Raw genomic sequence first — 23868 nt, 5'->3', positions numbered from 1 at the left:
CGGTCGGGCGCCCCTCTGCCCCCGCCCGCGCCGGCGCCCCCCGCCCCCCCCAACACCCCCCCCCCCCCCGCGGGCCGGGGCCCCCCCCCCCCCCCCTTCGTTTTCGCAGGCTTCGAAATCAGTCCTTTTCGAAGATGCGTGCCTTGGCGACGACGCCAGCGATTGCGCCGCCGATCAGCGGCGCAACGATGAACAGCCAGAGCTGGCTGAGGGCTGCGGCACCGGTAAACAGCGCCGGGCCGATCGAACGCGCCGGATTGAGCGAGGTGCCGGTCACCGGGATCATTGCGAAGTGCAGTCCGGCCAGCGTCAGGCCGATGACCAGGCCGGCGAACGCCGTCGAGTGCTTCTCGGCGGTGACGCCGAGGATGACGGTGACGAAGGTGAAGGTGCCGATCAGCTCCCACAGGAAGGCCGAACTCGTCCCCCATTTCGCCACGTCCCAGCCATTGGCGCCGAAACCGGTGGTGTGCCCGCCGGTCTGGCCGGAGACGATGATCCACAGCGCCAGCGAGGCCAGAATGGCGCCGATGATCTGCGCGATCCAGTAAGGAATGACATCCTTGGCCGGCAGCCGGCCGGCAAGGAAGACGCCGAGCGTGACGGCCGGGTTGAGATGTGCGCCTGAGATGGGACCCACCGCGTAAGCCGCCGCAATCAGGCCGATGCCGAACGCCAGGCCGATGGCTTCCTGGCCCAGCGGCAAGTCGGCGAGAAAGCCACCCGTCGCCACCGACGCCGTGCCGATAAACACCAATAGAAATGTCCCTAGAACTTCCGCAAGATACGTTTTCATTGCCCTCTCCTCGCATCGATCCGCCGGTCCGCTTTTCCGCGCCGCGAATCATGGCGCAAAGAGTATTCCCAACGCAAAAGCTTGGAAAGCAGAGCAATTGCGCCACAGATCGTGCTTACGCGGCCAGTTACCAACATTAGAGACCTTGCATATATTTGAGATTTGTTATCGCCGGCGGGCGGACATTTGCCGGCGGGGAAAATCGTCGGCCGCGAGCGGAAGGCCTCGTCGCCGCGAAATTCAAGCGGGGTTCAATCTCGACGAGAAACGCTCTAAGAGCAGGCCGAAAGATACTGTGCTCGATAGATGGAATGACGAATGCGACTGGGCGGACGGCTGGCGGCAGCCATTGAAGTGCTGGACGACATTGGCCGGCGCCACCGGCCGGTGGCCGATGCGCTGAAAGATTGGGGCCTGTCGCATCGCTTTGCGGGCGGCGGCGACCGCGCGGCGATCGGCAACATCGTCTACGACGCGCTGCGCCACAAACGTTCCGCCGGCTGGCTTTTGGGTGAAGACACGCCCCGCGCCATCGGCTTCGGCGCGCTGCTCATCGAATGGGGCCAGACGCCGCAGTCGCTCAACGATGCGCTCCAGGGTGACAAGTTCGCGCCGCCGCTGCTCAGCGCCGCCGAGTTGCAGGCGCTGGCCGAGCGCCGGCCTGAAGACGCGCCGGAGGCGGTGCGGGCGGACATACCCGACTGGTGCGCGCCGCTCTTCGAACGATCCTTTGGCGCAGACTGGGTTGCGGAAGGGGCGGCTTTGGCGACCCGCCCGCCGCTCGACATCAGGGTCAATACGCTGCAGTCCGACCGCGCCAAAGTGCTGGCGGAACTCGCCGAAACCGGCGCCAAGGCAGCCGCTATCGCGCCACAAGGCATTCGCATCCCGCCCATCGACGGCGACGGCAGGCACCCGAACGTACAGGCCGAGCCGGCCTTCCAGAAAGGCTGGTTCGAGGTCCAGGACGAAGGCTCGCAGATCGTTGCCGCCCTTGCCGGCGCGCAAGCCGGGATGCAGGTGCTCGATTTCTGCGCCGGCGCCGGCGGCAAGACGCTGGCGTTGTCGGCGGCGATGGCCAACAAAGGCCAGGTCTTCGCCCATGATGCCGAAAAAGCGCGGCTGGCGCCGATCTTCGACCGCCTCCGCCGTTCGGAAAACCGCAACGTCCAGGTTGTCACCAAGCCGGCTGAGCTCAGCCCCCTCGCAGGCCACATGGACATCGTGCTGGTCGATGCGCCCTGCACCGGCAGCGGCACCTGGCGGCGCCGTCCAGACGCCAAATGGCGGCTGATGCAAAGACAGCTCGATGCCCGCAAGGGCGAGCAGTCGGCGATCCTCGATGCGGCGAAGGCCTATGTCAAACCGGGCGGCCTGCTGGTCTACATCACCTGTTCGGTGTTCGACGAGGAGAATGGCGAGCAGGTCGCCGCCTTTCGCGAACGGCACAAGGGCTTCGTTCCGGTCGATCATCGCGCGCTCTGGGATGTCAGCTTCCCCGGTCACGCAGCGGCCGCCCGGATCGGCAAGACAAGCGATATCTCGCTGTCGCCGGCGCTCAGCGGCACCGACGGGTTCTATTTCTGTGCGCTGCGTCGGGCGAATTGACGCTGCGATTGACAGGCTGACATAGCGCCAGTTGCAGATGCGCGGCGTCGGCCGCCAGACGGGGTAGAATTCTTGCAAAGATATGTGTCGCTTCTGCTTTTCCTCATTCTGGTGCTCGGCGGCGGCCTGTTGATCGGCTATGCGACGTTGCCGGGTGAATGGTATGCCTCGCTCGCCAAGCCGCCCTTCAACCCGCCCAACTGGGTCTTCGCGCCGGCCTGGACGCTCCTTTATGTCCTGATCGCCGTAGCCGGCTGGCGGACATGGGAGCGGGAACGAGCAGGCGCCGCGATGAAGATCTGGGCCCTCCAGCTTGTTCTGAACTTCGCGTGGTCGCCGACTTTCTTCGGCGCCAAACTGGTGGGGCCGGCACTGGTCGTGATCCTGGCTCTTCTCGCCAGCATTGCGCTGTTCATAGCCACGGTGTGGAACCGCGACCGGGTTTCCGGCTGGCTGTTTGCGCCCTATGCCCTATGGGTGGCCTTCGCCACCTTGCTCAACGCGTCGCTGCTCCTGTTGAACTGAGTGCTTTGCTGCAGTGCAGCAAAAGCATTTGCGTGGCGTTCAGGCGTCTGCGATAAGCTTTGCAGATAAATCAGGGCGATGGCCATGGCAGCAAAGATCGTACCCGCACCCGATTATGAGGACCGCGTAAGGGCGTCGTTCGCGCGCCAGCAGGCGATGGCGACCATCGGCGCCGAGCTGACGCTTGTGACGCCGGGCATCATCGAGATCGAAATGCCCTATTCCCAGGCACTGACCCAGCAGCACGGTTTCCTGCATGCCGGGGTGATTTCGACGGCGCTGGATTCGGCCTGCGGCTATGCCGCATTTTCGCTGATGCCGGAAAATTCCGGTGTGCTGACCATTGAGTTCAAGGTCAACCTCCTGGCGCCCGGCCGGGGCGAACGCTTCCTGTTCCGCGGCTCGGTGACCAAACCCGGCCGCACCATCATTGTCGCCGATGGCCAGGCGTACGCCTTTGCCGCCGATGGCGAGGCCAAGCTGATCGCGACCATGACCGGCACGATGATGACGGTGGTTGGCCGTGACGGGATAGCGGGATGATGGCCAGCGTTACGCGAATTGGCGGCAAGGACGTTCTTTTCGTCATGGCGGCGCAAGCGGAATACGGTCCGCATCTGCAGAAACTGTTCACGCCGCTGATGACGGGCGTCGGCCCGGTCGAGGCAGGTGTGCGGCTCGGCGCCGAACTGTCATGGCTGAAGTCTGAGAAGACGCTGCCCGATCTCGTCGTCTCGCTCGGCTCCGCCGGCAGCCGCACACTGGAGCAGACGGAAATCTACCAGGCGGTCTCGGTCAGCTATCGCGACATCGACGCTTCACCGCTAGGCTTCGAAAAAGGCGCGACGCCGTTCCTCGACCTGCCGGTGACCGTCCCGCTATCATTCAGGATACCGGGCATTAAAGAAGCCAGCCTGTCGACCGGCGGCGCCATCATCACCGGTGCCGCCTATGACGCCATCGCCGCCGACATGGTCGACATGGAAACCTTCGCCTGCCTGCGCGCCTGCCAGTTGTTCGATATCCCGCTTATCGGCCTGCGCGGCATTTCAGACGGTGCAGCCGATCTGCGCCACGTTGGCGACTGGACCGAATATCTGCATGTCATCGACGAGAAGCTGGCGGATGCGGTCGCTCGGCTCGAACAGGCCATCGGCTCCGGCACGCTACACAAGGAGCAGCCTGGGCAAGAGTCGGCGCCGCTCTGAAAGTCGGGTTGCGCACCCCATTGCGCCGACTCATTTCTTTCTCTAAAGGCTCGCCATGACGACAGCCAATCATCCCGATACAGTCCTGATTGTCGATTTCGGCAGCCAGTTTACGCAACTCATCGCCCGCCGCATCCGCGAGGCTGGCGTGTTTTCCGAGATCGTGCCGTTCCAATCGGCCGAAGCTGCCTTCAAGCGCATCAATCCGAAAGCCGTGATCCTGTCGGGCGGTCCCGCCTCGACATCGGACATCGGCAGCCCGCGCGCGCCGCAGATCGTCTTCGATGCCGGCGTACCTGTGCTCGGTATCTGCTACGGCCAGATGGCCATGTGCGTGCAGATGGGCGGCGTCGCCGAAAGCTCGAACCATCGCGAATTCGGCCGCGCCTTCGTCGAGATCGAAAAGGACAGCCCGCTGTTCGAGGGCCTGTGGGCGCCAGGCCAGCGCCACCAGGTGTGGATGAGCCATGGCGACCGCGTCATCTCGCTGCCCAAGGGGTTCGAAGTCTTCGGCAAGTCGGAAGGCTCGCCTTTCGCCATCTTCGGCAACGTCGCGCGCAAGATGTACGGCATCATGTTCCACCCGGAAGTTGTGCATACGCCGGATGGCGCCAGGCTGCTGAGAAACTTCGTGCACAACATCGCCGGCATCGAAGGCGACTGGACGATGCGCGCCTATCGCGAGCATGCGGTCGAGACAATTCGCAAACAGGTCGGCAAGGGCAAGGTGATCTGCGCGCTGTCGGGCGGCGTGGATTCATCGGTCGCTGCCTTGCTGATCCACGAAGCGGTCGGCGACCAGCTGACCTGCATCCTCGTCGACCATGGCCTGATGCGCAAGGACGAGGCCGCCGGCGTGGTGGCGATGTTCCGCCAGCACTATAATCTGCCGCTGATCCTGGTCGACGCGTCGGAAAAATTCATCTCGGCGCTGGAAGGCGAGTCCGACCCCGAGAAGAAGCGCAAGACCATCGGCCGGCTGTTCATCGAAGTGTTCGAGGAAGAGGCCAAGAAACTCGGCGGCGCCGATTTCCTGGCGCAAGGCACGCTCTATCCCGACGTCATCGAGAGCGTCTCCTTCACCGGCGGCCCGTCGGTGACCATCAAGTCGCACCACAATGTCGGCGGCCTGCCGGCGCGCATGAACATGCAGCTGGTCGAGCCGCTGCGCGAACTGTTCAAGGACGAGGTGAGGGCACTGGGCAAGGAACTCGGCCTGCCCGAAAGTTTTATTGGCCGCCATCCGTTCCCCGGACCAGGCCTTGCCATCCGCTGCCCCGGCGGTATCACCCGCGAAAAGCTCGAAATCCTGCGCGAGGCCGACGCCATCTATCTCGACGAGATCCGCAAGGCCGGCCTCTACGACGCCATCTGGCAGGCTTTCGCCGTGCTGCTTCCGGTGCAGACCGTCGGTGTGATGGGCGACGGCCGCACCTACGAATTCGTCTGCGCCCTGCGCGCCGTGACGTCCGTCGACGGCATGACCGCCGACTTCTACCACTACGACATGGCTTTCCTCGGCGCGGCGGCCACCCGCATCATCAACGAAGTCCGCGGCATCAACCGCGTCGTCTACGACGTGACGTCAAAGCCGCCAGGCACCATCGAGTGGGAGTGATTCAGGCCCACTCAAACGCCGCCGGAAACACGCCATTGCACTCCACAACCGTTTGATAACACGTATAAATCCATTCGGAGACAATTAGCGACAATCGGTGCGGAGATTGGATTTGACGGACCGGCTGACGGACCTTCCGCAAATTGCTAGCTCAGATTTTTCGAAGTACCGTCAGATCCAATGAGGCTCTGACGGTGTTTTTTGATGCCTTAAGGCACTGAAGATAAAACGAATGTTCTGCCGAAGAGCCTCGAAATTGTACTGACGGTACTTTTCAGGAGGTAGCGGGGAATGCTGACGGACGTCGCCCTTAAAGCCCTGAACCAAAAGTGAAAATCTACAAGATTGCGGACCGCGACGGCATGTATGTTCGCGTCATGCCTAGTGGCGCGATCTCCTTTCGGCTGGATTACAGGCTCAACGGACGCCGCGAGACGGTCTGTCTTGGCAGGTATGGACGGGACGGAATCTCACTTGCCCTTGCCCGAGAGAAGTGTCTCGACGCGAAGCGCGCTATTGGCGAGGGACGGTCGCCGGCGATACAAGCGCCGAGTTGTGACACCGATCACCGGCCGACTTCAGCGCCGAATGGCTACCAAACCAAAGCGATGTCCGGGCCGTCAAGGCCTCTTCTATCTCGGCCAAGCCGGCCCGGAGCCCGCATTCAGTCACATCCCTTGAACCTGGGTGCAGAGCTGCTGCATCGAAGCCATTTGAGCAGCCGAGTTCGCGCCCGAACCCGTGCTGGTGCTGGCGGTCGTATCGCCAGCTGTATTCGAGGATCCCGACGTGCCGGTGGTTGTACCCGAACCAGTGCTGTTGCTGGCCGTGGTGTTACTGCCGGTCGAACCAGAGCTGCCTGAAGTGCCGGTGGCTGTGCCAGAGCCGGTGCCGACACTCGCCGTTGTATCACTGCCGGTCGAAGCCGAGCTACCTGACGTGCCGGTCATTGTGCCAGAGCCAGTGCCGTTACTGGCCGTCATTCTCGAGCAGTCGGAGCGAACCTGTGCCTGCTGTTCAGAGCTCAGGGACGACCAGTTCTTGCGGATCTCATCCTGCGACAGAAGTCTTCCCGAATTGGCGTCGCTGAAGAATGAGCCGGAGAGCTTGCTGTCCCAGCCGCTCGGGATACCGCTTTGGCCGGAGCCGGACGTAGAGCTCATACCCGACCCGGCCGATGAGCCGGACGTTCCGTTCGTGCCGCTGGATGTTCCCGACGACTGCGCCAAGGCCGCGGTGGCGAGACAGAGAGAGATCGCTGTAGCTGTCAAAATCTTACGTTTCATGTGAGTCTCCTTTGGGGTTCGACGCCGTTGCGGCGTCGAATCCTAATCCCGAGGAAAGGCACTTGTTCCTGTAAAGAGTGGAATTCAATGTCATGATCCTTGTGCACCAGCCTTGGGTCTCCAATGCGATGCCGGAGCGCCTCAAGGACGACTGACGCCTCAGGCGAGAGCTGTCCGCCCACTGGGGTGTTATAGGCGATATGCAGAGCGCTTCCCGAATGGTTGGGTGCCACCATCGGGTAATTGCGAGGCAGGTTCCATTTGGTTCGGTAATCGTCCGGAGTCATGCCCAGTCGGCCAAGGTGCAATATCCGTCGCGTCTCGGTTAGAGACAGGAGGGTGGCCTTTGCCGCAGCGTATAGCTTGACATGCGGAGCTCGTCTCGACCGCGCACACTCAATACGTTTACGATGACGCCGCCAGATGTCATATGAGCGAATGCCTTTCGGGCGAAATAAATTGCGCCCAGCAGGTCGACGCTCAGCACCTTCAGCCAGACCGCGCTAGTGAATGCCTCAATGGTTAAAGATTATCAGGCCGGCGCGTTGTTGACGATTATTACCAACCTGCCGAACGCGTGAGCGCAAGTCGACAGCACCGTGATAGCGGCCTCCCCGGCGCGCCCCTTGTCGAACCGATGCGCGCCTTCTCGACCTTGCCTCCACCCACGTCGGCTCACCCGTGCACCTTCGGTGCCCAACCGCATGGCGATGGCCAGTCCAATGCCGCTTGCAGCACCGGTTACAATGCAGTCTTGTTATCCAGGCGCATCGGGTTCGACCTCTTTCTGGGGAGCAGCAAGTGGTTCAGTCCAGCCTTCAGCGACCCGATCCACGCTCAGCAGGCTGCGCGCATAATCCTGTTGCGCGCGAACAATGGCATCGTCTTGCTGTGAGGGAAGAAAGACCGGCAAAGCAAGGCAGACACTTTGTGTGGCCAACAGCTTGTTCCAGTTCGCGATCAGCGCCTTGAAAGCGCGCCCCACCGCCCTCGGATTTCGGTCGAGGTCATAGAGGCCGAGCGGATTGATCCGTCCGTTGTTCTCCCGAAGCGCACTGTCCCAGTCCACCTGATCCGTCAGCGAGTACCAGGTGAAGCCTACGATGGGGATGCCATCGTTGCGGATCCGCAGCACGTTGGCCCACTCTTTCCACAGCCAATAGACGGCCTCGTCTCCATTGGGGCCTTCGCTGATGTTGGTCTCCGTATGCATTACGGGAAGCCGGTAGCGGTTGAAGTACTGCCGCGTGATCTCGTCATAGCCAAACACCTCGCCGGACCCGGACGTCGTTCCGTCTGCCCAAACCCGATGTTCGTTGGTCTGGTAATAGTCGGTGCCCATCACGCAATGCCTGCGCAGATGGCTTTCCAGGAAGAAACTGTATTCTTCGGCCGTCATCCCGTTTTCGAGAAGATAGCGATAGGTGTGCGCGTCGACGTCATGACCGTAGTTGAGGTCAAGCGACAGGAAACGCTCGCTGTTGAACCGTTCCGCTCTGCCGACCGCCTCGGGAGAATCGGCGTGGAAGTATTCCGAGGATTCGCTCTGAATGAAGATGGCGTCCGGCCGCACCTCGAGAATCGCCCGCATGGCAAGCACGTTCGCCTTCACGATGTGCTTGAGGGCGGTGACGAAAGCAGTGTCGCTGCTCAGTTGTTCGTTCCACCATCCCCAGCGGGCCGAAAAGGTGGCGCAGATGAACATCTCATTTATTGGGGTGAAGAGCTGGATCCACGGATAGCGCATCGCGAAATCCCTGGCGTAGTGCTCGAATAGTGTCGGAAAGTCCGGGTTCTGGAAGTTGCCAATCCAGTCCGGCACGCCAAAATGGCAAAGGTCGACGATCGGAAGAATGTCTTTCGCCTTCAGGTCCGCGAAGGTCTCATCGGCGAATGCCCAATCATAACGTCCGTCACCCAGCCATGTTTTGTGGATGGGAGGTCCGTAGCGGAGGAAATGCACCCCGAGATCCTGGACCAGTTCGAAGTCGGTGCGCCATCGTTCGTAGAAGCGGCATTTTTCCATTTCGTCGACGCGCTCCCGGCCTTGTCGAATGGTGGGGGTGCTGTTCTCGATGCCGGTGGCAAACATGAACGTGAACATTGATGGTCCTTAGCCAAGGCGGAGATGCCCGCGCTTGGTCAAACGTTCAGTGCTCGACGCAGTTCCTGCAAGACTGCTTGTCAAGTTCGGTGGGCGCCTGACAACCACGTGCCTGCAAGTGCTATTCACAGTCGGTTGACCGTTCGTTGCGAAAGGCAACGGCACATGGCGGAAAAGCCTTCGAACCGGCTTTTTGCCAAAGCCGGAGAATGGCTGGTCGAGAAGGTTCAGCGGCGATTTCTCCAGCCTCACCCGGCCATTCGGAAAGATGGCGCTACGCTCGTGATTGTGAGCAGGGGCCACCCAGGCATAGGCGGGTCGAGATTGGCGGAATTCTATCCCACGGTTCAAGCGAGCAGCTTGCGCCGAATATGATCGGACTATGCTGGACGGAGAGGTCGGCTTCGGGCCAGCCCAGTTGGCGTCAAACGGGTCTTTGCGAGTTAAGGCGGTATGGTAGTTATCCACGTTTGCAAACTGCAAACGGACGTTCCGCTGCCGGCCCCATTTGAGCCATTCACTGGGACGCAGACCCGCGGTACATCACCGATATTCTCGAAGCCAATAGTTGGTCTCGTTCATCGTCCCATGGTTCGACAGACCCATACGAGAGAATACGAGAGATATGGACCGGCGAACCATCCGCTGTATTGATCTCCTGTAGAAAACAGTGCCCCTCAGAGACTAGCATGATCGTTATTTGTCAATGCGCTGCGAAGCTGTTCGCCCAATTGATTCAAGAAGCTGATCCAGCCACTCCCTGACCGCATTTATCTTCTGCCGAACGGCAGCACCGCGCCTGAATCCTGCCTCCGGATCAATGTTCGCGTGCAAAAACGGCCGCTCGCGAACATACATTGACAGGTCCAGTTCCGAATAATAAGTTCGGTCATAGAACGAATTAACGGGAGTTCAATGTGACTGACCTGCCGCGCATATCCCGTCAGTTCTCACAGCGCTCCGTGATGGAAGCGATCGTCCAGGGCGGGCCGATCTCCCGCGCCTCGATCGCCAAGCTGACGGGCCTGTCGAAGCAGACCATCTCCGAAATCATGCGCGGGCTCGAGCAGGAGGGCTGGGTCCAGGAAACCGGCCGCACCAGCGGCCATGTCGGGCGCACCGCCGTCACCTACGAACTGGTCCACGACGCAGCCTATATCATCGCCGTCGACCTTGGCGGCACCAAGGTGCGGGTCGCGCTGACGGACCTTGCCTGCCAGATCTTTGCCGAAGCCGCCACACCGACCGACCCGCGCGGCGGCCAGTTCGTCGTCGATCAGATTGCAGCGCTGGCCTTCGATGCCGCGGCCAGACAGCACGTCGCGCGCAAGAAGATACGCCTGGCCGTCATCGGCGCGCCTGGCGCTCCTGACCCGGCCACCGGCCGCATTTTAATGGCGCCGAACATTGCCGGCTTCGACACAATGAATGTGCTGGATGCCTTCGAAGAAGCGCTCGGCGTCGCGGTGATGATCGAGAACGACGTCAATCTCGCGGTGCTTGGCGAGAACTGGCTCGGCCAAGGCCAGGGCATCGACAATCTCGCCTACATCGCGCTCGGCACCGGCATCGGCAGCGGGCTGATGCTGGGCGGCCATCTGGTGCGGGGTGCTGGGCACGCCGCCGGCGAGATCGGTTTCATGCCGATCGGGGCCGATCCCTTCACCGAGGAATCACTGCGCACCGGCGCATTCGAACGCGCGGTGGCCACCCACGCCATGACCGATCGCTACCACGCTCTCACCGGCAGGCAGGTCTCGGTGCCGGCAATATTCGAGAATGCCGCGCTTGGCGACAAGGACGCGCTCACCGTGCTCGACGAAACTGCCCGCCATCTGGCGCAAGGCGTTGCGGCAATCGCGGCAATCGCCAATCCAGAAAAGTTTATCCTCGGCGGCTCGATTGGGTTGCGGCCCGAAATCCTGTCCAGGGTGCAGGCGCTTCTGCCGCTATGCTTCCCCTATCCGGTCAGGGTCGAGGCGAGCGAACTCGGCGCACGCGCAGCCCTCATTGGCGCGGCGGCAATCGGCCTTGGCCAGTTGCACAACACGCTGTTCGGCGTCGACGCGCCTGATGGCCGGATTTCGCTGCCGCCTGCCCAGGCCGCCGCCCTGAAGGAGGCCGCGATATGACTCACGATATTACCGCCCGCCTGCAGGCAGCGCTCGACCGCGACGACGCACTAACGCTGTTTCGCCGCGCCATCGGCCGAGAGAGCATCACCGGCAACGAAGCCAACTTCGTCGACTTCCTAGAAGCCAGGATGCGCGACCTTGACCTCAGCGGCCTGACCAGGACGGAATTTCTTCCCGGGCGGCCCAACATCTGGGGCGAGCGCAAGGGGTCCGACCAGGGAAAGCGCCTGCTGTTCATGGGCCATACCGACACCGTCCATGTCGACGGCTGGCGCGAGCATTGGGCAGGCACCGAGCGTGAGGATCCGTTCGCCGCCCCGATCATTGATGGTGCTGTCTGGGGCCGCGGCTCAGGCGACCTCAAGGCCGGCATCACTGCTTCGCTGGCGGCACTCGCGCTACTCGACAAGGCAGGCGTTCGCCTCAAGGGCGACGTCGCCTTCGCTTTCATCGGCGACGAGGAGAGCGGCCAGCCCGGCACCGGCATTTCCGCCGGGATCAAGCACTTCGTCGGACGCATCGAGACCGGCGAGGTCACAGCACCCGATTTCAGCGTCTATGTCGAGCCGACCCGCCTGGCCGTTTATGCGGCGCAGATCGGCTTCTTCATCACCGATATCTCGATTACCGGCAAATCCGCCTATTTCGGTGTGCCAGAACTCGGCAAGGATGCGCTCCGTGCAAGCCATGCCGCGATGACGGCGCTTTGGAAGCATTCGGATGAGGTCGCCGCGCGCGCCGAGCACAAACTGGTCGGGCGCGGCTTCCTGCTTATCACCGGGCTTGCCGGCGGCGGCTACATTGCCGTTCCCGAGCGCTGCACGCTCTCGCTGATCCGTAAGCTGTTGCCTGGCGAAGACCTCGACACCGCCGCCGCCGAGATCGAGGCTGCCGTGCGCGGCGCGATCACCGATCCGGATATTTCGGTAGAGTTCGCCTACCCCGCCGGCCGCGACCACAGGCTGGGCGGCACCGCTGCCGAGATCGGCGAAACGCGGGCGGAAGTCGCCATGCTGTCCGACGCGATGGCCGGCGCAATGAGCGGACGCGGCGTCATCGAGGGCGCACCGTTCTGGTCGGAGTCCCCCTTCATCATCAATCAGCTCGGTATTCCTGCCGTCTATTGCGCGCCCGGCGACATCAGGAATTGCCACACATTCGAGGAGCACGTGGATGTCGAGGAATATTTCGCCGGCATAGTCGGCTTCGCCGCCTTCATGGCCCGCTATTGCGGCGTGGCCGACTGAACCACCAACGAAGCAAAATGGGAGAACTGACATGCCGATGAAGACACTGATCGCCGCCGCCTTTGCCGGCGGATTGATGCTTGCCGCCAACCCAGCTTTCGCACAGACGGTCGGCCCGCAGGGCGAGAGCGCCACGCCGAGCGCCGACGTGATCCTAAGCGATGCCGACATCGCCGCGCTCAAGGACAAGGGCTACAAGGCTGCCTTGCTCTGGCACACCTCGTCCGATTTCACCAATGCGGTAACCGCCGGCGCCACCGACGAATTCGCCCGCGCCGGTATCACCATTGCGGTCAAAACGGATGCCCAGTTCGACTCCGCCCGCCAGCGCAGCGACATCGAGACGGCGTTGGCCGCCAAGCCCAACGTCATCTTGGCGCTGCCGCTCGACCCGGTCACCTCGGCAGAAGCCTTCCGCCAGGCGGTCAAGGACGGCACCAAGCTGGTGTTCCTGTCCAACTTGCCCAAGGACTACAAGCAGGGCACCGACTACGCTTCGATCGTGACTGACGATCTATTCCAGATGGGCAAGCAGGCTGCGGACGCGATGGCCAAGGCGATCGGCGGCAAGGGCAAGGTCGGCTACATTTTCCACGACGCTGCCTACTACGTCACCAACCAGCGCGACCAAGCCTTCAAGACCACCATCGAGAAGGTCTATCCCGACATCAAGATCGTCGCCGAACAGGGCATATCCGACCCGGCCCGCGCCGAGGAACTGGCCAACGCGATGCTTTTGCAACATCCCGATCTCGACGGCATCTACGTGACCTGGGCCGAGCCGGCCGACGGCGTGCTGTCGGCGCTACGCGGCGCCGGCAACGCCAGGACCAAGATCGTCACGCTCGACCTCGCCGAGCCGGTCGCGCTCGACATGGTCAAGGGCGGCAATGTCGCAGCCCTCGTCGCCGACAAGGCCTATGAACTCGGCCGCGCCATGGCTGCTTCCGGCATGAAGTCGCTGCTTGGCCAGCCGACACCAGCCTTCGTCGTCGCCCCGGCCCTGACCGTCACCAAGGAGAATGTCGCGCAGGGCTGGAAGGACTCGCTCAACCGCGACGCGCCGCAGCCGGTGCTCGACGCGTTCAAGTAAGGCTCTCGCTCCGGCGCGGCCCGCCGCACCGGAGCTTTTCTTCGACAACAAAAAGGGGAATCGGGACATGCGCATAGCATCTGCAATCATAACGACGGTGGCGAGCCTGCTAGCCATGCACGCCTTCGCCGCCGAAGGCGTCACCACAGGACCGAATGGTGAAAAGCCGGTGCCGGCGAGCAGTCTTACGCTGACGCCAGCCGAAGAGCAGCAGATCAAGGACGGCAAGTTCACCGCCGCCCTCGTCTGGCACGAGATGAGCGAATACACCAACGCCGTCAATGCCGGCGCCCATGACGAATTCAAGCGCCTCGGCATCGAGGTGGTGGCGCAGACCGATGCCGGTTTCGACGCCGCGCGACAGAAGGCCGATATCGAGACGGTGATGGCCAAAAAGCCGTCGATCATCCTGTCGCTTCCCGTCGATCCGGCGACTGCAGCTTCGGTCTACGATCCGGCACGACAGGCCGGCGTCAAGCTCGGCTTCGTCGACAATTCCCCGGCCGGCTACAAGCAGGGCAGGGACTATGTCACCATCGTCTCCGACGATCTCTTTCAGATGGGCAACAAGGCCGGCATCGCCATGGCCGAGGCGCTCGGCAAGAAAGGCAAGGTCGGCTACATCTTCCACGATGCCGACTTCTACGTCACCAACCAGCGCGACCAGGCCTTCAAGAAGACCATCGAGCAGGACTATCCCGATATGAAGATCGAGGCCGAGGCCGGCATGGCCGACCCGGCGCGCAGCGAAGACATCGCCCAGGCGATGATCACCCAGCATCCGGACCTGGACGGCATCTATGTCACCTGGGCCGAACCGGCGCTGAGCGTGCTTTCGGCCTTGCGCGGTGCCGGCAACACGCACACCAAGATTGTCACGCTCGACCTCAATGAGCCTGCCGCGCTCGACATGGTCAAGGGCGGCAACATCGCGGCCCTCGTCGCCGACGAGGCCTACAGCATTGGCGTGACGCTGGCGCGCGCCTCGGCAGGTTCTCTGGTCGGCAAGAAGGCCGAACCATTCTATGCCGTAGATTCCATCGCCGTCACCAAGGACACGGTGAAGGACGGTTGGAAGAAGTCCCTCAACAGGGACGTACCGGCGGCTATCGCGGACGCGGTGAAATAGGCTCGAGGCGAAGCGCTCACCACCGGAGGAATAAAATGTCCAGTGCCAACACCAGCGCCGGTAGCAGCTTCGCCAGCCGCTTCAATCTGCAGCAATATGTCGTCTACCTCGGTTTCCTGGCGATCTTCCTGTTCTTCGCCATTGTGCTGAGGGACAGCGGCTTCCTCACCGTCCGAAACTTATCGAACATCGTGTTGCAGACGACGCCGGTGACGATCATGGCCATCGGCCTGGTCTTCGTCATGTCGGCCGGCGAAATAGATTTGTCGATCGGCTCGATCGTGGCGGTGGCGGCCCTTGCAGCCGCCGTCACCATCAACGCGTACGGCATGCCGGCAGGGATAGTCGCCGGCCTCGGCGCCGGCCTGCTGATCGGCGTCATCAACGGCGTGCTGGTGGCGTATGTCAGGCTGCCCTCCTTCCTGGTGACGCTGGCGACGCTCGGCCTGTTCGCCGGCGTTTCGCGTTCGATGACAGACCTTCGCTCGATCTCGGTGACCAACGAAGCGTTCACCGGCTTCTTCGGTTCCGGCTCGCTGCTCGGTGTCCCCTCACTCGTCTGGTGGTCGGTGATTGCCGTGGCCATCGGCCACCTGGTGTTCCGCGAAACCCGTTTCGGCGCGCATGTGCTGGCGACCGGCGACAATGCCCGCGCCGCAAGCGTATCGGGCATCAGCGTGCCCAGGATCAGGCTCGCCGTGCTGACCATCAGCGGCGGGCTCGCCGGTCTTGCCGGCTTGCTCTATGCCGGTCGCCTGCAGGCGGCGAAATATACTCTCGGCGAAACCGACCTGATGACGGTCATCGCCGCCGTCATCGTCGGCGGCACGCTGCTCAATGGCGGCAAGGGCTCCGTGGTCGGCGCGCTGGTCGGCTCGTTGATGATGGGCATGCTCAACAACGGCCTGATCCTGATGGGCCTGTCGGTCTCCGACCAGATGATCGTGCGCGGCCTCATCATCCTGACCGCAGTCGCCGTGTCGCTGCGCGAAAAGAACCGCTGAAGGAAGCCATCCATGTTTCTCGACATTTTGCGCCGCCGCAACCCCGCCTTCATCGAATCAGCTATCCGGTTGCACCAGCAAGGTAAGCTGCCGGCCAATGCTTATGTGCTCGATCTCGACACGGTTGAGGCCAATGCGCGGGTTCTCAAGAGCGAGGCCAACCGCAACGGCCTGAAGATCTTCGCCATGACCAAGCAGGTCGGCCGCTCCTCGTCGTTCTGCCGGGCTGTGATGCGCGGCGGCATTGACCGCGCGGTCGCCGTCGACATGGCTTGCGCCCGCGCCACCCACAAGGCAGGCATGAAGCTTGGCCATCTCGGCCATCTCCAGCAGGTCGCAAAATTCGAAGCGGCGGCTGCGGCGAAAACCTTCAAGCCGGACTACTGGACCGTGTTCAATGATACCAAGGCTGGGGAAGCGGCAACAGGCGCCAAGGCGGCCGGCTATGTGCAGCATCTGCTGGCCCGCATCGCCGCCGAAGGCGATATCTTCTATCGCGGCCATGAAGGCGGTTTCAATGCCGCCGACATTATCGATGTCGCCGACCGGCTGGATGCCGTCGAAGGCGGCCGTTTCGCCGGCATCACCACTTTCCCTGCTCTGCTGTTCGACCATGCTTCGCGAAAAGTGCTGCCGACCCCCAATCTGGCGACGCTCGCGAAAGCTGCGGAAGCGCTGGCTAAGGCAGGCCGCAAGGACATTGAGATCAACGCGCCGGGCACCACGTCGAGCGTTATGCTGGCGGCACTCGCCGAGGCCGGCGCGACGCAGTGCGAGCCCGGCAATGGACTACATGGCACCACCGCGCTGCATGTCATGGAAGATTTGCCGGAGCTGCCGGCGGTGCTCTATCTCGCCGAGGTCTCGCATCTCTCCGGCGGCAAGGCCTATTGCCTTGGCGGCGGCTTCTACATCGATCCGATCTTCCCCGACTACGACGTCAAGGCGATCGTCTCGGCTGAACCGACAACGGCAGGCTCGGCACTGCGCAGCGTCGAGGTGCCGCCGCCCTCGGCGATCGACTATTACGCCATGATCGATGCCGCCGGCGCGAACGCGCCGAAGCCTGGCGACAGCGCCGTGTTCGGCTTCCGTGGCCAGGCCTTCGTCACCCGCGCCCATATTGTCGGCGTGTCGGGCATTTCGACGGACAATCCGAAAGTGGAAACCATCGAGAACGGCTTCGGTGAACCCTATGCCTGGCCAGTCTAGGAGAAACACATGACGGTGAGCGCGCCCATCCTTCAGCTGCACGACATTCGCAAGAATTTCGGCGGCATCACCGCGATCGAGAGTTTTTCGCTCGAGGTTTTCCCGGGCGAGATCGTTGCACTCGTCGGCGACAACGGCGCCGGAAAGTCGACGCTGGTCAAGATCGTCTCGGGGGTCCACCCGCCCTCGTCCGGCACCATCGTCATCGAAGGAAAACCGGTGACGATGTCGAATGCCACCATGGGGCGCGCGCACGGCATCGAGGTCGTCTACCAGGACCTGGCGCTGGCCGACCAGCAGACGGTCTACATGAACATGTTCCTCGGCCGCGAGCCGCTGAACCGCCTCGGTTTGCTCGACCGCCGCCGCATGATCGACGAGACCGAGAAACTGGTGAAGGAACTGGACGTGCGCATCCCCTCCGCCCACGCCACTATCCGCGATCTCTCCGGCGGCCAGCGCCAGGGCGTTGCGATCGCGCGCGCCACGCATTGGGCAAGCAAGCTGATCCTGCTGGATGAGCCGACGGCGGCGCTGGGCGTTGCCGAAACCGCCCGGGTGGAGGCTATCGTCCAGTCGCTGAAGCAGCGCAATGTCGGCATCCTGATCATCAGCCACAGCCTCGACCAGGTCTTCAAGCTCTCCGACCGCATCTGTGTTCTCAGGCGTGGCAAGCAGATTGGAATTCGCGAGACCGCGAAGACCGATAAGAACGAGATCATTGCCATGATCACCGGCCTGCAGCAGCAATAGCAGGAACCTCTCTGAGAGCCCCCGCCCGAGATCCGGATGTTGTCGGCAATCACGCGATCGATCAGCTTGTGCCGCGTGGTGATCGCCATCGGCCCGTCCTGGTCGTAGCTGCCTTGCCACTCCGGATGCGGCGCCAGCAGCGCTGGCACATACATCGTGTCGGCCGAAATCATGCGCTGTTCCTTGCCGTAGTTTGCGAGGTAGACCGAGTGGCCGGGCGTGTGGCCGGCGCAGCGATGATCTGGAAGCCGGGCGCGACTTCGGCGCCGTCATGGATGCTGCTGGAACTGCTGCGTCTGGTGAAGCTGCCTGCATCGCCTGAATTTCTCCAGGCGTATCCGCACCAGCTTTCTGGCGGCCAACAGCAGCGCGTTGGCATCGCTGTCCCAGTCTCGATTTGATAGGACCTATGCAATGTATGGCGGCGCCGACATCACCGTGCCGCCCGGCGGAGTCAAGCTGTCCGGTTTCGGTCGCGACAAGTCGCTGCATGCGCTGGACAGATACACCGTCTCAAAACAGCCTGGATTTCTCTCGGCTGCCCGTTTTTCGCTAAGCGCTGCCGAGGATGAAATCGGCGCAGCGGTCGGCGATCATGATCACCGGCGCGTTGGTTTTGCCGCTGATGAGACGCGGCATGATCGAGGCGTCGCAGATGCGTAGGCGCGGCACGCCGCGCACGCGCAATTGCGGGTCGACCACCGCCTGGTCATCGCTGCCCATCCGGCAGGTGCCGCAGGGGTGATAGACCGTTTTGGCGTGTTCGAGGATGTGGTCTGTTATGGACTGATCGGAAAGGTCGGCGGCCCCGCCCAGCGACAGCTCCTCGGCGATCACCGCCTGCAGGGCCGGCTGACGCAGGATGGTGCGGGCGATCTTCATGCCGGCGAGCAGCAGGGCAACACCAAGATGCGACGGCAGGCTTTCCCTACGAAACCCGCTTCGAGGATCTGGAATATCTCACCACCGGTCGCACCGATCTGGTTTCGGTTCTTACCAACAATGCCTACCTCCATTCCCATTCCTCATTCTTTTGTCTTCCTGCTTGTCCTGGCGGCGGTGATGTTGGTCGTTCTGCACCGTACCGCCTTCGGACTATACCTCTACGCCGTCGGCAAAAATGAAGAGGCCGCGCGGTTTTCGGGAATCCGTACCGGCCGGGTTATCATCTGCGCCTATGTGATCTGCGCCGGGCTGACGGCGCTGTCATCCATCTTTCTCACACGCTCGATCCTGCCAAGCTCGCACGGCAATTTCTACGAGCTCTACGCGATCGCCGCCGCCGTCCTTGGAGGGTTCTCGTTGCGGGGCGGGGAAGGCTCAATCATTGGTGTGGTGCTTGGAACGATCTTGCTGCAGGTGCTTCAGAACCTTGTCAATCTTCTAGGCATTCCCTCCTCACTCAACTTTGCCGTGAGTGGATCGGTGATCCTGATCGGGGTACTGGCCGACCAGGAATACACAGAGTTTCGAAAGCGCCGCGAATTGATGCGGGGCCGGCTCGCAACCGCCGAAGGTAGGCTGTGATGCCCGAGCCGGTGAAATAGATTGTTCACGGCAGTTGCGATCGCCGACCGGTTGGCTGCTTGCGCCCGGGGGGCAGCCGAAGGCCGGGATCTAAAACGCCGCAATATTGCCTCTCAAGCGGCTCCTGCTTCGAAGGCAGTCGCCGCAATGTCGATGCAGTCGGCTCATGATGTGCCGAGTTTCGATCTCGCATGGCGATGTAACTTATGCGATCAGCCCGTACTGCCGTGCCTTGTTGCGCAAGAACGGCAGACCGTTGCCCATTACAACCGCTTCACTCTCGGCCACCGGACGCCACACGCTGAGGCCAAACGCCAGACGCGGATCCATGTTGATGAAGCTCTCCATCGCGAGCCCGCCCTTGAAGCCGATCGCGGCCAGCGTTGCGAACGTCTCATCCCAATTGCAATTGCCCTCGCCTGGGGTGCCGCGATCAGACTCGGAGAGGTGGATATATTTGAGGTAATCGCGGGCGACGATAATACCGTTGCCCATACCTTTCTCCTCTATGTTCATGTGATAGGTATCAAGGTGCACGAACATATTGTCGGCGCCGACTCTCTCGATTAGTGCCACCGCCTGAGCCGCGGTGTTGATGATGTGGTTCTCGTAGCGGTTCACGGCTTCAACACCGAGTTCGATGCCGCGAGACTTGGCTTGCGCGGCGGCGGACGTCATCACTTTTGCAATGTTATCAAGTTCGTCCTGCGTAGGTGGCACGCCAGTACGCTCGCCGATGCCGCCATAGATTACGCCGCATAGCGCCTGGGCTCCGATGTCGGCCGTCTTGTCGATAGCCACCTTGAGAAAGTCAATCGCCTCCTGTGGGTGGCGCGATGCCCACGCATATTCGGGCAACCCTAGCGAGCACACCGCCTGCATGCCATTTGCCGCCAGCAGCTTGCGGGTGTGATCGGCATCGCAAGAAAATGGATCGGCCAGCGAAATTTCAATGAAATCGAGATCGTATTTTTTCACCGCCGCTACAGTGTGCTCGGCGCCCTCTACGGACCAACCACTCGTCCACATGCTCGTATGAACGCCAAAACCCTTCATCGTGTTATCCTCATGAAATTGAGCTGCCCGGCAGCCCACCGCAAGATCATGACGCCGATCAGCATGATGCCCCAAATGGCTGTGGCCAGGTGCTGGCTGGCGCCCAAGAGATTCAGTCCCGAAGAAAGCAACTGCAAAACGATGAGGGCTAGGAAGACCGAAACGACCTTGCCGAAGCCGCCAAACGGATTCACCCCGCCCAAAAAGCAGGCAAGCACCGTAATCAGCACATAGGACTCGCCATGGCCGACACGGACGGAATTGAATCGTGCCATCATGATAATGCCGGCCAACGCACACATGGCGCCAGACAGCGCGTAGATCAGAATGATCACGCGTCGCGTCGAGATGCCGGAATAGCGCGTCGCCTCGATGTTGGAGCCGACCATATAGTTTGAAAAGCCAAGCCTGGTTCGGGTCATCAAAACATGCCAGACGATGACTGCGCCGAGCAGTATCAGCAGCGGGACAGGAATGCCGACGATGCTGCCGTGGCCCAGGGGCTGGATGAATTCGGGAAAGCCCGAAATATCGGCGCCGCGGGTCAGAAACTCGCCAAGGCCGCGCAGGAAAATCATCACCGAGAGCGAAACGAGGATGGGGTGCGCGCCGGTATAGGCTATCACCGGGCCCATGACCAAGCCGCTTGCCGTGCCAACGCCGACCGCAAGAACGGAACCGAGTAGAAAGGCATAGATGCTTGCGTCCGGTCCTCCGTTGGCCTGAAGAACCCAGGCGAGCGTGAGGCCACAGAGATTGGCCGTGAACGTCACGGCGAGATTGATGCCGCCCGAGATGATCGGCATCAACATCGCGAGCGTAAGCAGTCCAAGTTCAGGCAACTGGAAGGCCACCGATTCAAAGGTAGCTTTGGACAGGAATCGCGGCGAGAGAGATCCGAAGAATGCAATCACCAAAGTCAATGCCAGCAAAAGTCCGATATTCTCGGCGCCCAACGTGCCGGCAAGACGGCGCAAGAATCCGTGCCGTAGCGCTCCAGTTTCGAGCACGCGCTGCGTCATGTACCCATCCTCTGCCGCAAGCCCGCGAGGATATGCCCGAGCGGCGCGTTGGACAGCGTGATGGCAATCAAGATGATCGCCCCGACGATCATCTTGAAAGCATAGGGAGAGATGCCGAGGAGGTTCAGCCCGTTTTGCGTCACCGACACAAGAAACACGCCAAGGATGCAACCGAGCACGGTGCCGCGCCCGCCACCCAGCCTGGCACCGCCAAGGACAACAGCTGCCAGCACGTCCAGCTCGCGCCCCACCAATGCGTTGGGCACGACTTCCTGGGAATAGTGCACCTGCACAAGTCCCGCGATCCCGGCCATCAAACCAAGCCAGCCGAAGGCAATGAAGTGCATCGCCGCGATGTTGATACCGAGGCGACGGGCGCCCTCCGGGTTATCGCCAAAAGCGTATAGCTGCCGTCCCGTGGTGGTATACCGGATAAGCCCCCAGGTGGCGGCGACGCAGACCGCCATGATCGCAACCGGCAGTGTTAGCTCGGCCCAATTGCCATTCGCCTGTTGGAACTCGAAAAGCACAGTGCGATGCGTCCACCATGCAGGCAGATTGTAGATCGATACACCGTGCGTGAAGAACATCAGCAGGCCGAAAAAAATATTGAAGGTGGCGATGGTGACAACGATTGAAATGATCTGGAAATAGTAGATGAGGCCGGCGTTCACCGCACCCAGGGCGATCCCGACAATTGCCGCCAAGGTGAGGCCGATGAACCAATCACCACCTCCCATTTGGGCTAGAGCCAGCGCCACAACGTATTGAACCACTGACGCGGCCACAGCGAAGGAGATGTCGATGCCCCCAGCGATCAACACCACCAGCAGCCCAACCGCGAAGATCAGATTTGTCGAGCTTGTGTTGAGCAGATTGAAGAGATTGGCAATGGTGAAGAATTTGTCGCTCGCAACGGAGAGACCTGCGCTCATGATGAGAAGAACCACAACGAGCCATGTCTCGGTGGGATGAGCCCGGAAGAGCTTGCCGCGGTTACGCATAGACGGCAGCTTCCAGGTCGCCGAGCGGGATGGCGTGCGGATCGTATTCGGCGACTATCTTGCCCGCAGCCATATGAAGGATACGATCGGCGTTGAAATAGACCTCCGGCACTTCATCGGATATCAGCAGAATCGCCAGGCCTTCGGCAGCGAGCTTGGCGACAATCTCGAAGATGCCGGCCCGCGCGCCAACGTCCACCCCCACGGTTGGCGAATCAAGAATGATCAGTTTCAGGCCGACCGCCAGCCATTTGGCGATGGCCACCCTTTGCTGGTTGCCGCCCGAGAGCGTGGAAATCGCATCGGTCTGCCGCCCGACTTTTATCGCCAATTCCTCGATCCAATGATTGACGAGCGCGTCCTTCTTCTCCGAGGAGATCAGCCCTCGATCAAGGATCTTGTCGAGCACCGGGATAACGGCGTTGTCGGCGATGGACTGAGCTTGTATGAGACCAAGGGACAAGCGGTCTTCGGAGAGATATCCAATACCCGCGCGGATTGCGTCGCGGTTGGAGTTCAGATGAAGAACCGTCCCGTTGAGTGCGATGCTGCCGCGGTCTGGGCGCAGCATGCCGAAAATAGAAAGCGCGAGTTCTGTGCGACCGGCGCCGAGTAGCCCGGTCAGGCCAAGCGTTTCACCTCGCCGTATTGTCAGCGAAACGTCGTCATAGTCGCCTGCGCGGGTCAATCGATCGATGTTCAACACGACGGGTGATCCACTAAGGTTTCTCGTGCTCACGGTTTGGTCGAACGTCTTGCCGGTCATCAGTTCGGTGAGGCGTGATTGGGTCATTCCGGCGGTCGGGAACACCCCAACGACCTTACCGTCGCGCAGAACGGTGACGCGACTTGAGATCTCCAGAACTTCCGCAAGGCGATGGCTGACGAAGACGATGGCCATGCCTTCATTCGAGAGTGTTCGAACGATCGAGAGCAACCGGTCTGTTTCCGATTGAGTAAGCGACGATGTGGGCTCGTCCATGAAAATAACCTTCGCATCGCCGGCGAGCGCCCGGGCGATGGCGACGATCTGACGTTGGGCGATTGCAAAGCTACGCAGAGGCGCGTCGACATCGAGGTCGGCGCCAAGCCGCGCCAACAGCCCTCGCGCCACCTCGCGAATGCGCGAATGATCGACGAGCCGAGGCATGTTGCCGAGGACAGTTCTGATCCCGATATTTTCCGCGACTGTCATTTCAGGAAACAGTGCGAGGTCCTGCCAGATGACTTCCACCCCGGCGCTGCGCGCCGCAGCCGGCGACATGATGTCGATAGACTTTCCGGCGATCGACATGTTTGCGCCGCCTAGCGGCTGACAAACGCCGGTGATTACCTTGATCAGGGTGCTCTTGCCGCTGCCGTTCTCACCGGCGATGCATTGCACTTCGCCCGGGAGAACCTCGAAGGCGACATCCTGGAGGGCTCTAACGCCACCAAATGTGACGCTTATGTTGCTAAACGACAGAACCGATGGGAGGTTCTGCGTCGTAGACGCGACGAGGTTCACGGCGGGCCCTTCTGAAATGACAAGGATGGGGCGT

General features: G+C 61.7%; 23 protein-coding genes and 2 pseudogenes. 16 read left to right on the top strand and 9 right to left on the bottom strand.

Annotated features, from left to right (window positions below; genetic code table 11):
* Positions 1-118: 118 nt before the first annotated feature.
* On the bottom strand, positions 119-796 hold the full coding sequence (locus NKJ64_RS06075; RefSeq protein WP_352462151.1) for an MIP/aquaporin family protein: 678 nt from the start codon (positions 794-796) through the stop codon (positions 119-121).
* A gap of 318 nt (positions 797-1114) precedes the next feature.
* Here NKJ64_RS06075 and NKJ64_RS06070 point away from each other — a divergent pair, with 318 nt between their 5' ends.
* The 7 genes and pseudogenes from NKJ64_RS06070 to NKJ64_RS06040 all read left to right on the top strand — a co-directional run bounded on the left by NKJ64_RS06070 (position 1115) and on the right by NKJ64_RS06040 (position 7045).
* Positions 1115-2404 (top strand): RsmB/NOP family class I SAM-dependent RNA methyltransferase, encoded by a 1290-nt coding sequence (locus tag NKJ64_RS06070; RefSeq protein ID WP_352462149.1) that lies wholly within the window; start codon positions 1115-1117, stop codon positions 2402-2404.
* Positions 2405-2476: 72 nt separating this feature from the next.
* Positions 2477-2929 carry a TspO/MBR family protein gene (locus NKJ64_RS06065; protein ID WP_352462148.1) on the top strand — a complete coding sequence of 151 codons (453 nt, stop codon included), beginning with the start codon at positions 2477-2479 and terminating at the stop codon, positions 2927-2929.
* 84 nt (positions 2930-3013) lie between these two features.
* The gene (locus NKJ64_RS06060) at positions 3014-3472 is read left to right on the top strand and encodes a PaaI family thioesterase (protein ID WP_023701303.1); all 459 of its coding nucleotides are present in this window, start codon (positions 3014-3016) and stop codon (positions 3470-3472) included.
* Complete coding sequence (locus tag NKJ64_RS06055) at positions 3469-4137, top strand: 5'-methylthioadenosine/S-adenosylhomocysteine nucleosidase (protein WP_352462146.1); 669 nt, start codon at positions 3469-3471, stop codon at positions 4135-4137. Before NKJ64_RS06060 ends, NKJ64_RS06055 begins: the two co-directional genes overlap by 4 nt.
* A gap of 55 nt (positions 4138-4192) precedes the next feature.
* Positions 4193-5755 carry a glutamine-hydrolyzing GMP synthase gene (guaA, locus tag NKJ64_RS06050; RefSeq protein WP_023732330.1) on the top strand — a complete coding sequence of 521 codons (1563 nt, stop codon included), beginning with the start codon at positions 4193-4195 and terminating at the stop codon, positions 5753-5755.
* A 291-nt stretch (positions 5756-6046) separates the two neighbouring features.
* Positions 6047-6300, top strand: a pseudogene (locus NKJ64_RS06045) (Arm DNA-binding domain-containing protein); the annotation flags it as partial.
* 196 nt (positions 6301-6496) lie between these two features.
* Entirely contained in the window at positions 6497-7045 is a 549-nt protein-coding gene (locus tag NKJ64_RS06040; RefSeq protein WP_023738284.1) for a hypothetical protein, read from the top strand.
* Here the strand turns inward: NKJ64_RS06040 and NKJ64_RS06035 are convergent.
* The gene (locus tag NKJ64_RS06035; protein ID WP_502896302.1) at positions 7038-7328 is read right to left on the bottom strand and encodes a MucR family transcriptional regulator; all 291 of its coding nucleotides are present in this window, start codon (positions 7326-7328) and stop codon (positions 7038-7040) included. The two genes, NKJ64_RS06040 and NKJ64_RS06035, sit on opposite strands and share 8 nt — an antisense overlap.
* Before the next feature lie 470 nt (positions 7329-7798).
* A complete protein-coding gene (locus NKJ64_RS06030) occupies positions 7799-9145 on the bottom strand; it encodes a family 1 glycosylhydrolase (RefSeq protein WP_023667728.1) in 1347 nt (448 codons plus the stop codon).
* A 917-nt stretch (positions 9146-10062) separates the two neighbouring features.
* Here NKJ64_RS06030 and NKJ64_RS06025 point away from each other — a divergent pair.
* The 7 genes from NKJ64_RS06025 (at position 10063) to NKJ64_RS05995 (ending at position 17718) form a co-directional block, all read left to right on the top strand.
* Positions 10063-11277 carry an ROK family transcriptional regulator gene (locus NKJ64_RS06025; protein ID WP_023681814.1) on the top strand — a complete coding sequence of 405 codons (1215 nt, stop codon included), beginning with the start codon at positions 10063-10065 and terminating at the stop codon, positions 11275-11277.
* Entirely contained in the window at positions 11274-12527 is a 1254-nt protein-coding gene (locus NKJ64_RS06020; protein WP_352462144.1) for a M20 family metallopeptidase, read from the top strand. Before NKJ64_RS06025 ends, NKJ64_RS06020 begins: the two co-directional genes overlap by 4 nt.
* A gap of 31 nt (positions 12528-12558) precedes the next feature.
* The gene (locus NKJ64_RS06015) at positions 12559-13620 is read left to right on the top strand and encodes a substrate-binding domain-containing protein (RefSeq protein WP_031194643.1); all 1062 of its coding nucleotides are present in this window, start codon (positions 12559-12561) and stop codon (positions 13618-13620) included.
* 67 nt (positions 13621-13687) lie between these two features.
* A complete protein-coding gene (locus NKJ64_RS06010) occupies positions 13688-14749 on the top strand; it encodes a substrate-binding domain-containing protein (RefSeq protein WP_023735717.1) in 1062 nt (353 codons plus the stop codon).
* 35 nt (positions 14750-14784) lie between these two features.
* A complete protein-coding gene (locus NKJ64_RS06005) occupies positions 14785-15753 on the top strand; it encodes an ABC transporter permease (RefSeq protein ID WP_023686847.1) in 969 nt (322 codons plus the stop codon).
* A gap of 12 nt (positions 15754-15765) precedes the next feature.
* Entirely contained in the window at positions 15766-16965 is a 1200-nt protein-coding gene (locus tag NKJ64_RS06000) for an alanine racemase (RefSeq protein WP_023818638.1), read from the top strand.
* Positions 16966-16974: 9 nt separating this feature from the next.
* Entirely contained in the window at positions 16975-17718 is a 744-nt protein-coding gene (locus tag NKJ64_RS05995) for an ATP-binding cassette domain-containing protein (protein ID WP_023686849.1), read from the top strand.
* A 23-nt stretch (positions 17719-17741) separates the two neighbouring features.
* Here the strand turns inward: NKJ64_RS05995 and NKJ64_RS05990 are convergent.
* Positions 17742-17995: pseudogene (locus NKJ64_RS05990) on the bottom strand (MBL fold metallo-hydrolase); the annotation flags it as partial.
* Here NKJ64_RS05990 and NKJ64_RS05985 point away from each other — a divergent pair.
* Positions 17955-18119 carry a hypothetical protein gene (locus NKJ64_RS05985; protein ID WP_155922419.1) on the top strand — a complete coding sequence of 55 codons (165 nt, stop codon included), beginning with the start codon at positions 17955-17957 and terminating at the stop codon, positions 18117-18119. The pseudogene NKJ64_RS05990 and the gene NKJ64_RS05985 sit on opposite strands and share 41 nt — an antisense overlap.
* Positions 18120-18270: 151 nt before the next feature.
* Here the strand turns inward: NKJ64_RS05985 and NKJ64_RS05980 are convergent, their stop codons facing one another.
* Complete coding sequence (locus tag NKJ64_RS05980; protein WP_023740511.1) at positions 18271-18600, bottom strand: GMC oxidoreductase; 330 nt, start codon at positions 18598-18600, stop codon at positions 18271-18273.
* A gap of 120 nt (positions 18601-18720) precedes the next feature.
* Between NKJ64_RS05980 and NKJ64_RS05975 the strand changes: the two genes are divergently transcribed.
* Positions 18721-19245 carry an ABC transporter permease gene (locus NKJ64_RS05975; RefSeq protein WP_050588079.1) on the top strand — a complete coding sequence of 175 codons (525 nt, stop codon included), beginning with the start codon at positions 18721-18723 and terminating at the stop codon, positions 19243-19245.
* Positions 19246-19449: 204 nt separating this feature from the next.
* On the opposite strand, the gene NKJ64_RS05970 is transcribed toward NKJ64_RS05975, so the two are convergent.
* From NKJ64_RS05970 to NKJ64_RS05955, 4 genes are read right to left on the bottom strand one after another with little or no spacing between them, the layout of a single operon-like run.
* Positions 19450-20301 (bottom strand): sugar phosphate isomerase/epimerase family protein, encoded by an 852-nt coding sequence (locus NKJ64_RS05970; RefSeq protein ID WP_023704358.1) that lies wholly within the window; start codon positions 20299-20301, stop codon positions 19450-19452.
* Positions 20298-21323 (bottom strand): ABC transporter permease, encoded by a 1026-nt coding sequence (locus tag NKJ64_RS05965; RefSeq protein WP_352462143.1) that lies wholly within the window; start codon positions 21321-21323, stop codon positions 20298-20300. Before NKJ64_RS05965 ends, NKJ64_RS05970 begins: the two co-directional genes overlap by 4 nt.
* The gene (locus tag NKJ64_RS05960; protein ID WP_023667741.1) at positions 21320-22327 is read right to left on the bottom strand and encodes an ABC transporter permease; all 1008 of its coding nucleotides are present in this window, start codon (positions 22325-22327) and stop codon (positions 21320-21322) included. Before NKJ64_RS05960 ends, NKJ64_RS05965 begins: the two co-directional genes overlap by 4 nt.
* Positions 22320-23834 (bottom strand): sugar ABC transporter ATP-binding protein, encoded by a 1515-nt coding sequence (locus NKJ64_RS05955; RefSeq protein WP_352462141.1) that lies wholly within the window; start codon positions 23832-23834, stop codon positions 22320-22322. Before NKJ64_RS05955 ends, NKJ64_RS05960 begins: the two co-directional genes overlap by 8 nt.
* Positions 23835-23868: the final 34 nt, after the last annotated feature.

The sequence above is a fragment of the Mesorhizobium sp. M0062 genome (genome assembly GCF_040323125.1).
GTDB lineage: Bacteria > Pseudomonadota > Alphaproteobacteria > Rhizobiales > Rhizobiaceae > Mesorhizobium.
The sequence above is the reverse complement of the archived record's forward strand: the minus strand, read 5'-3'. Positions and strand labels throughout refer to the sequence as shown.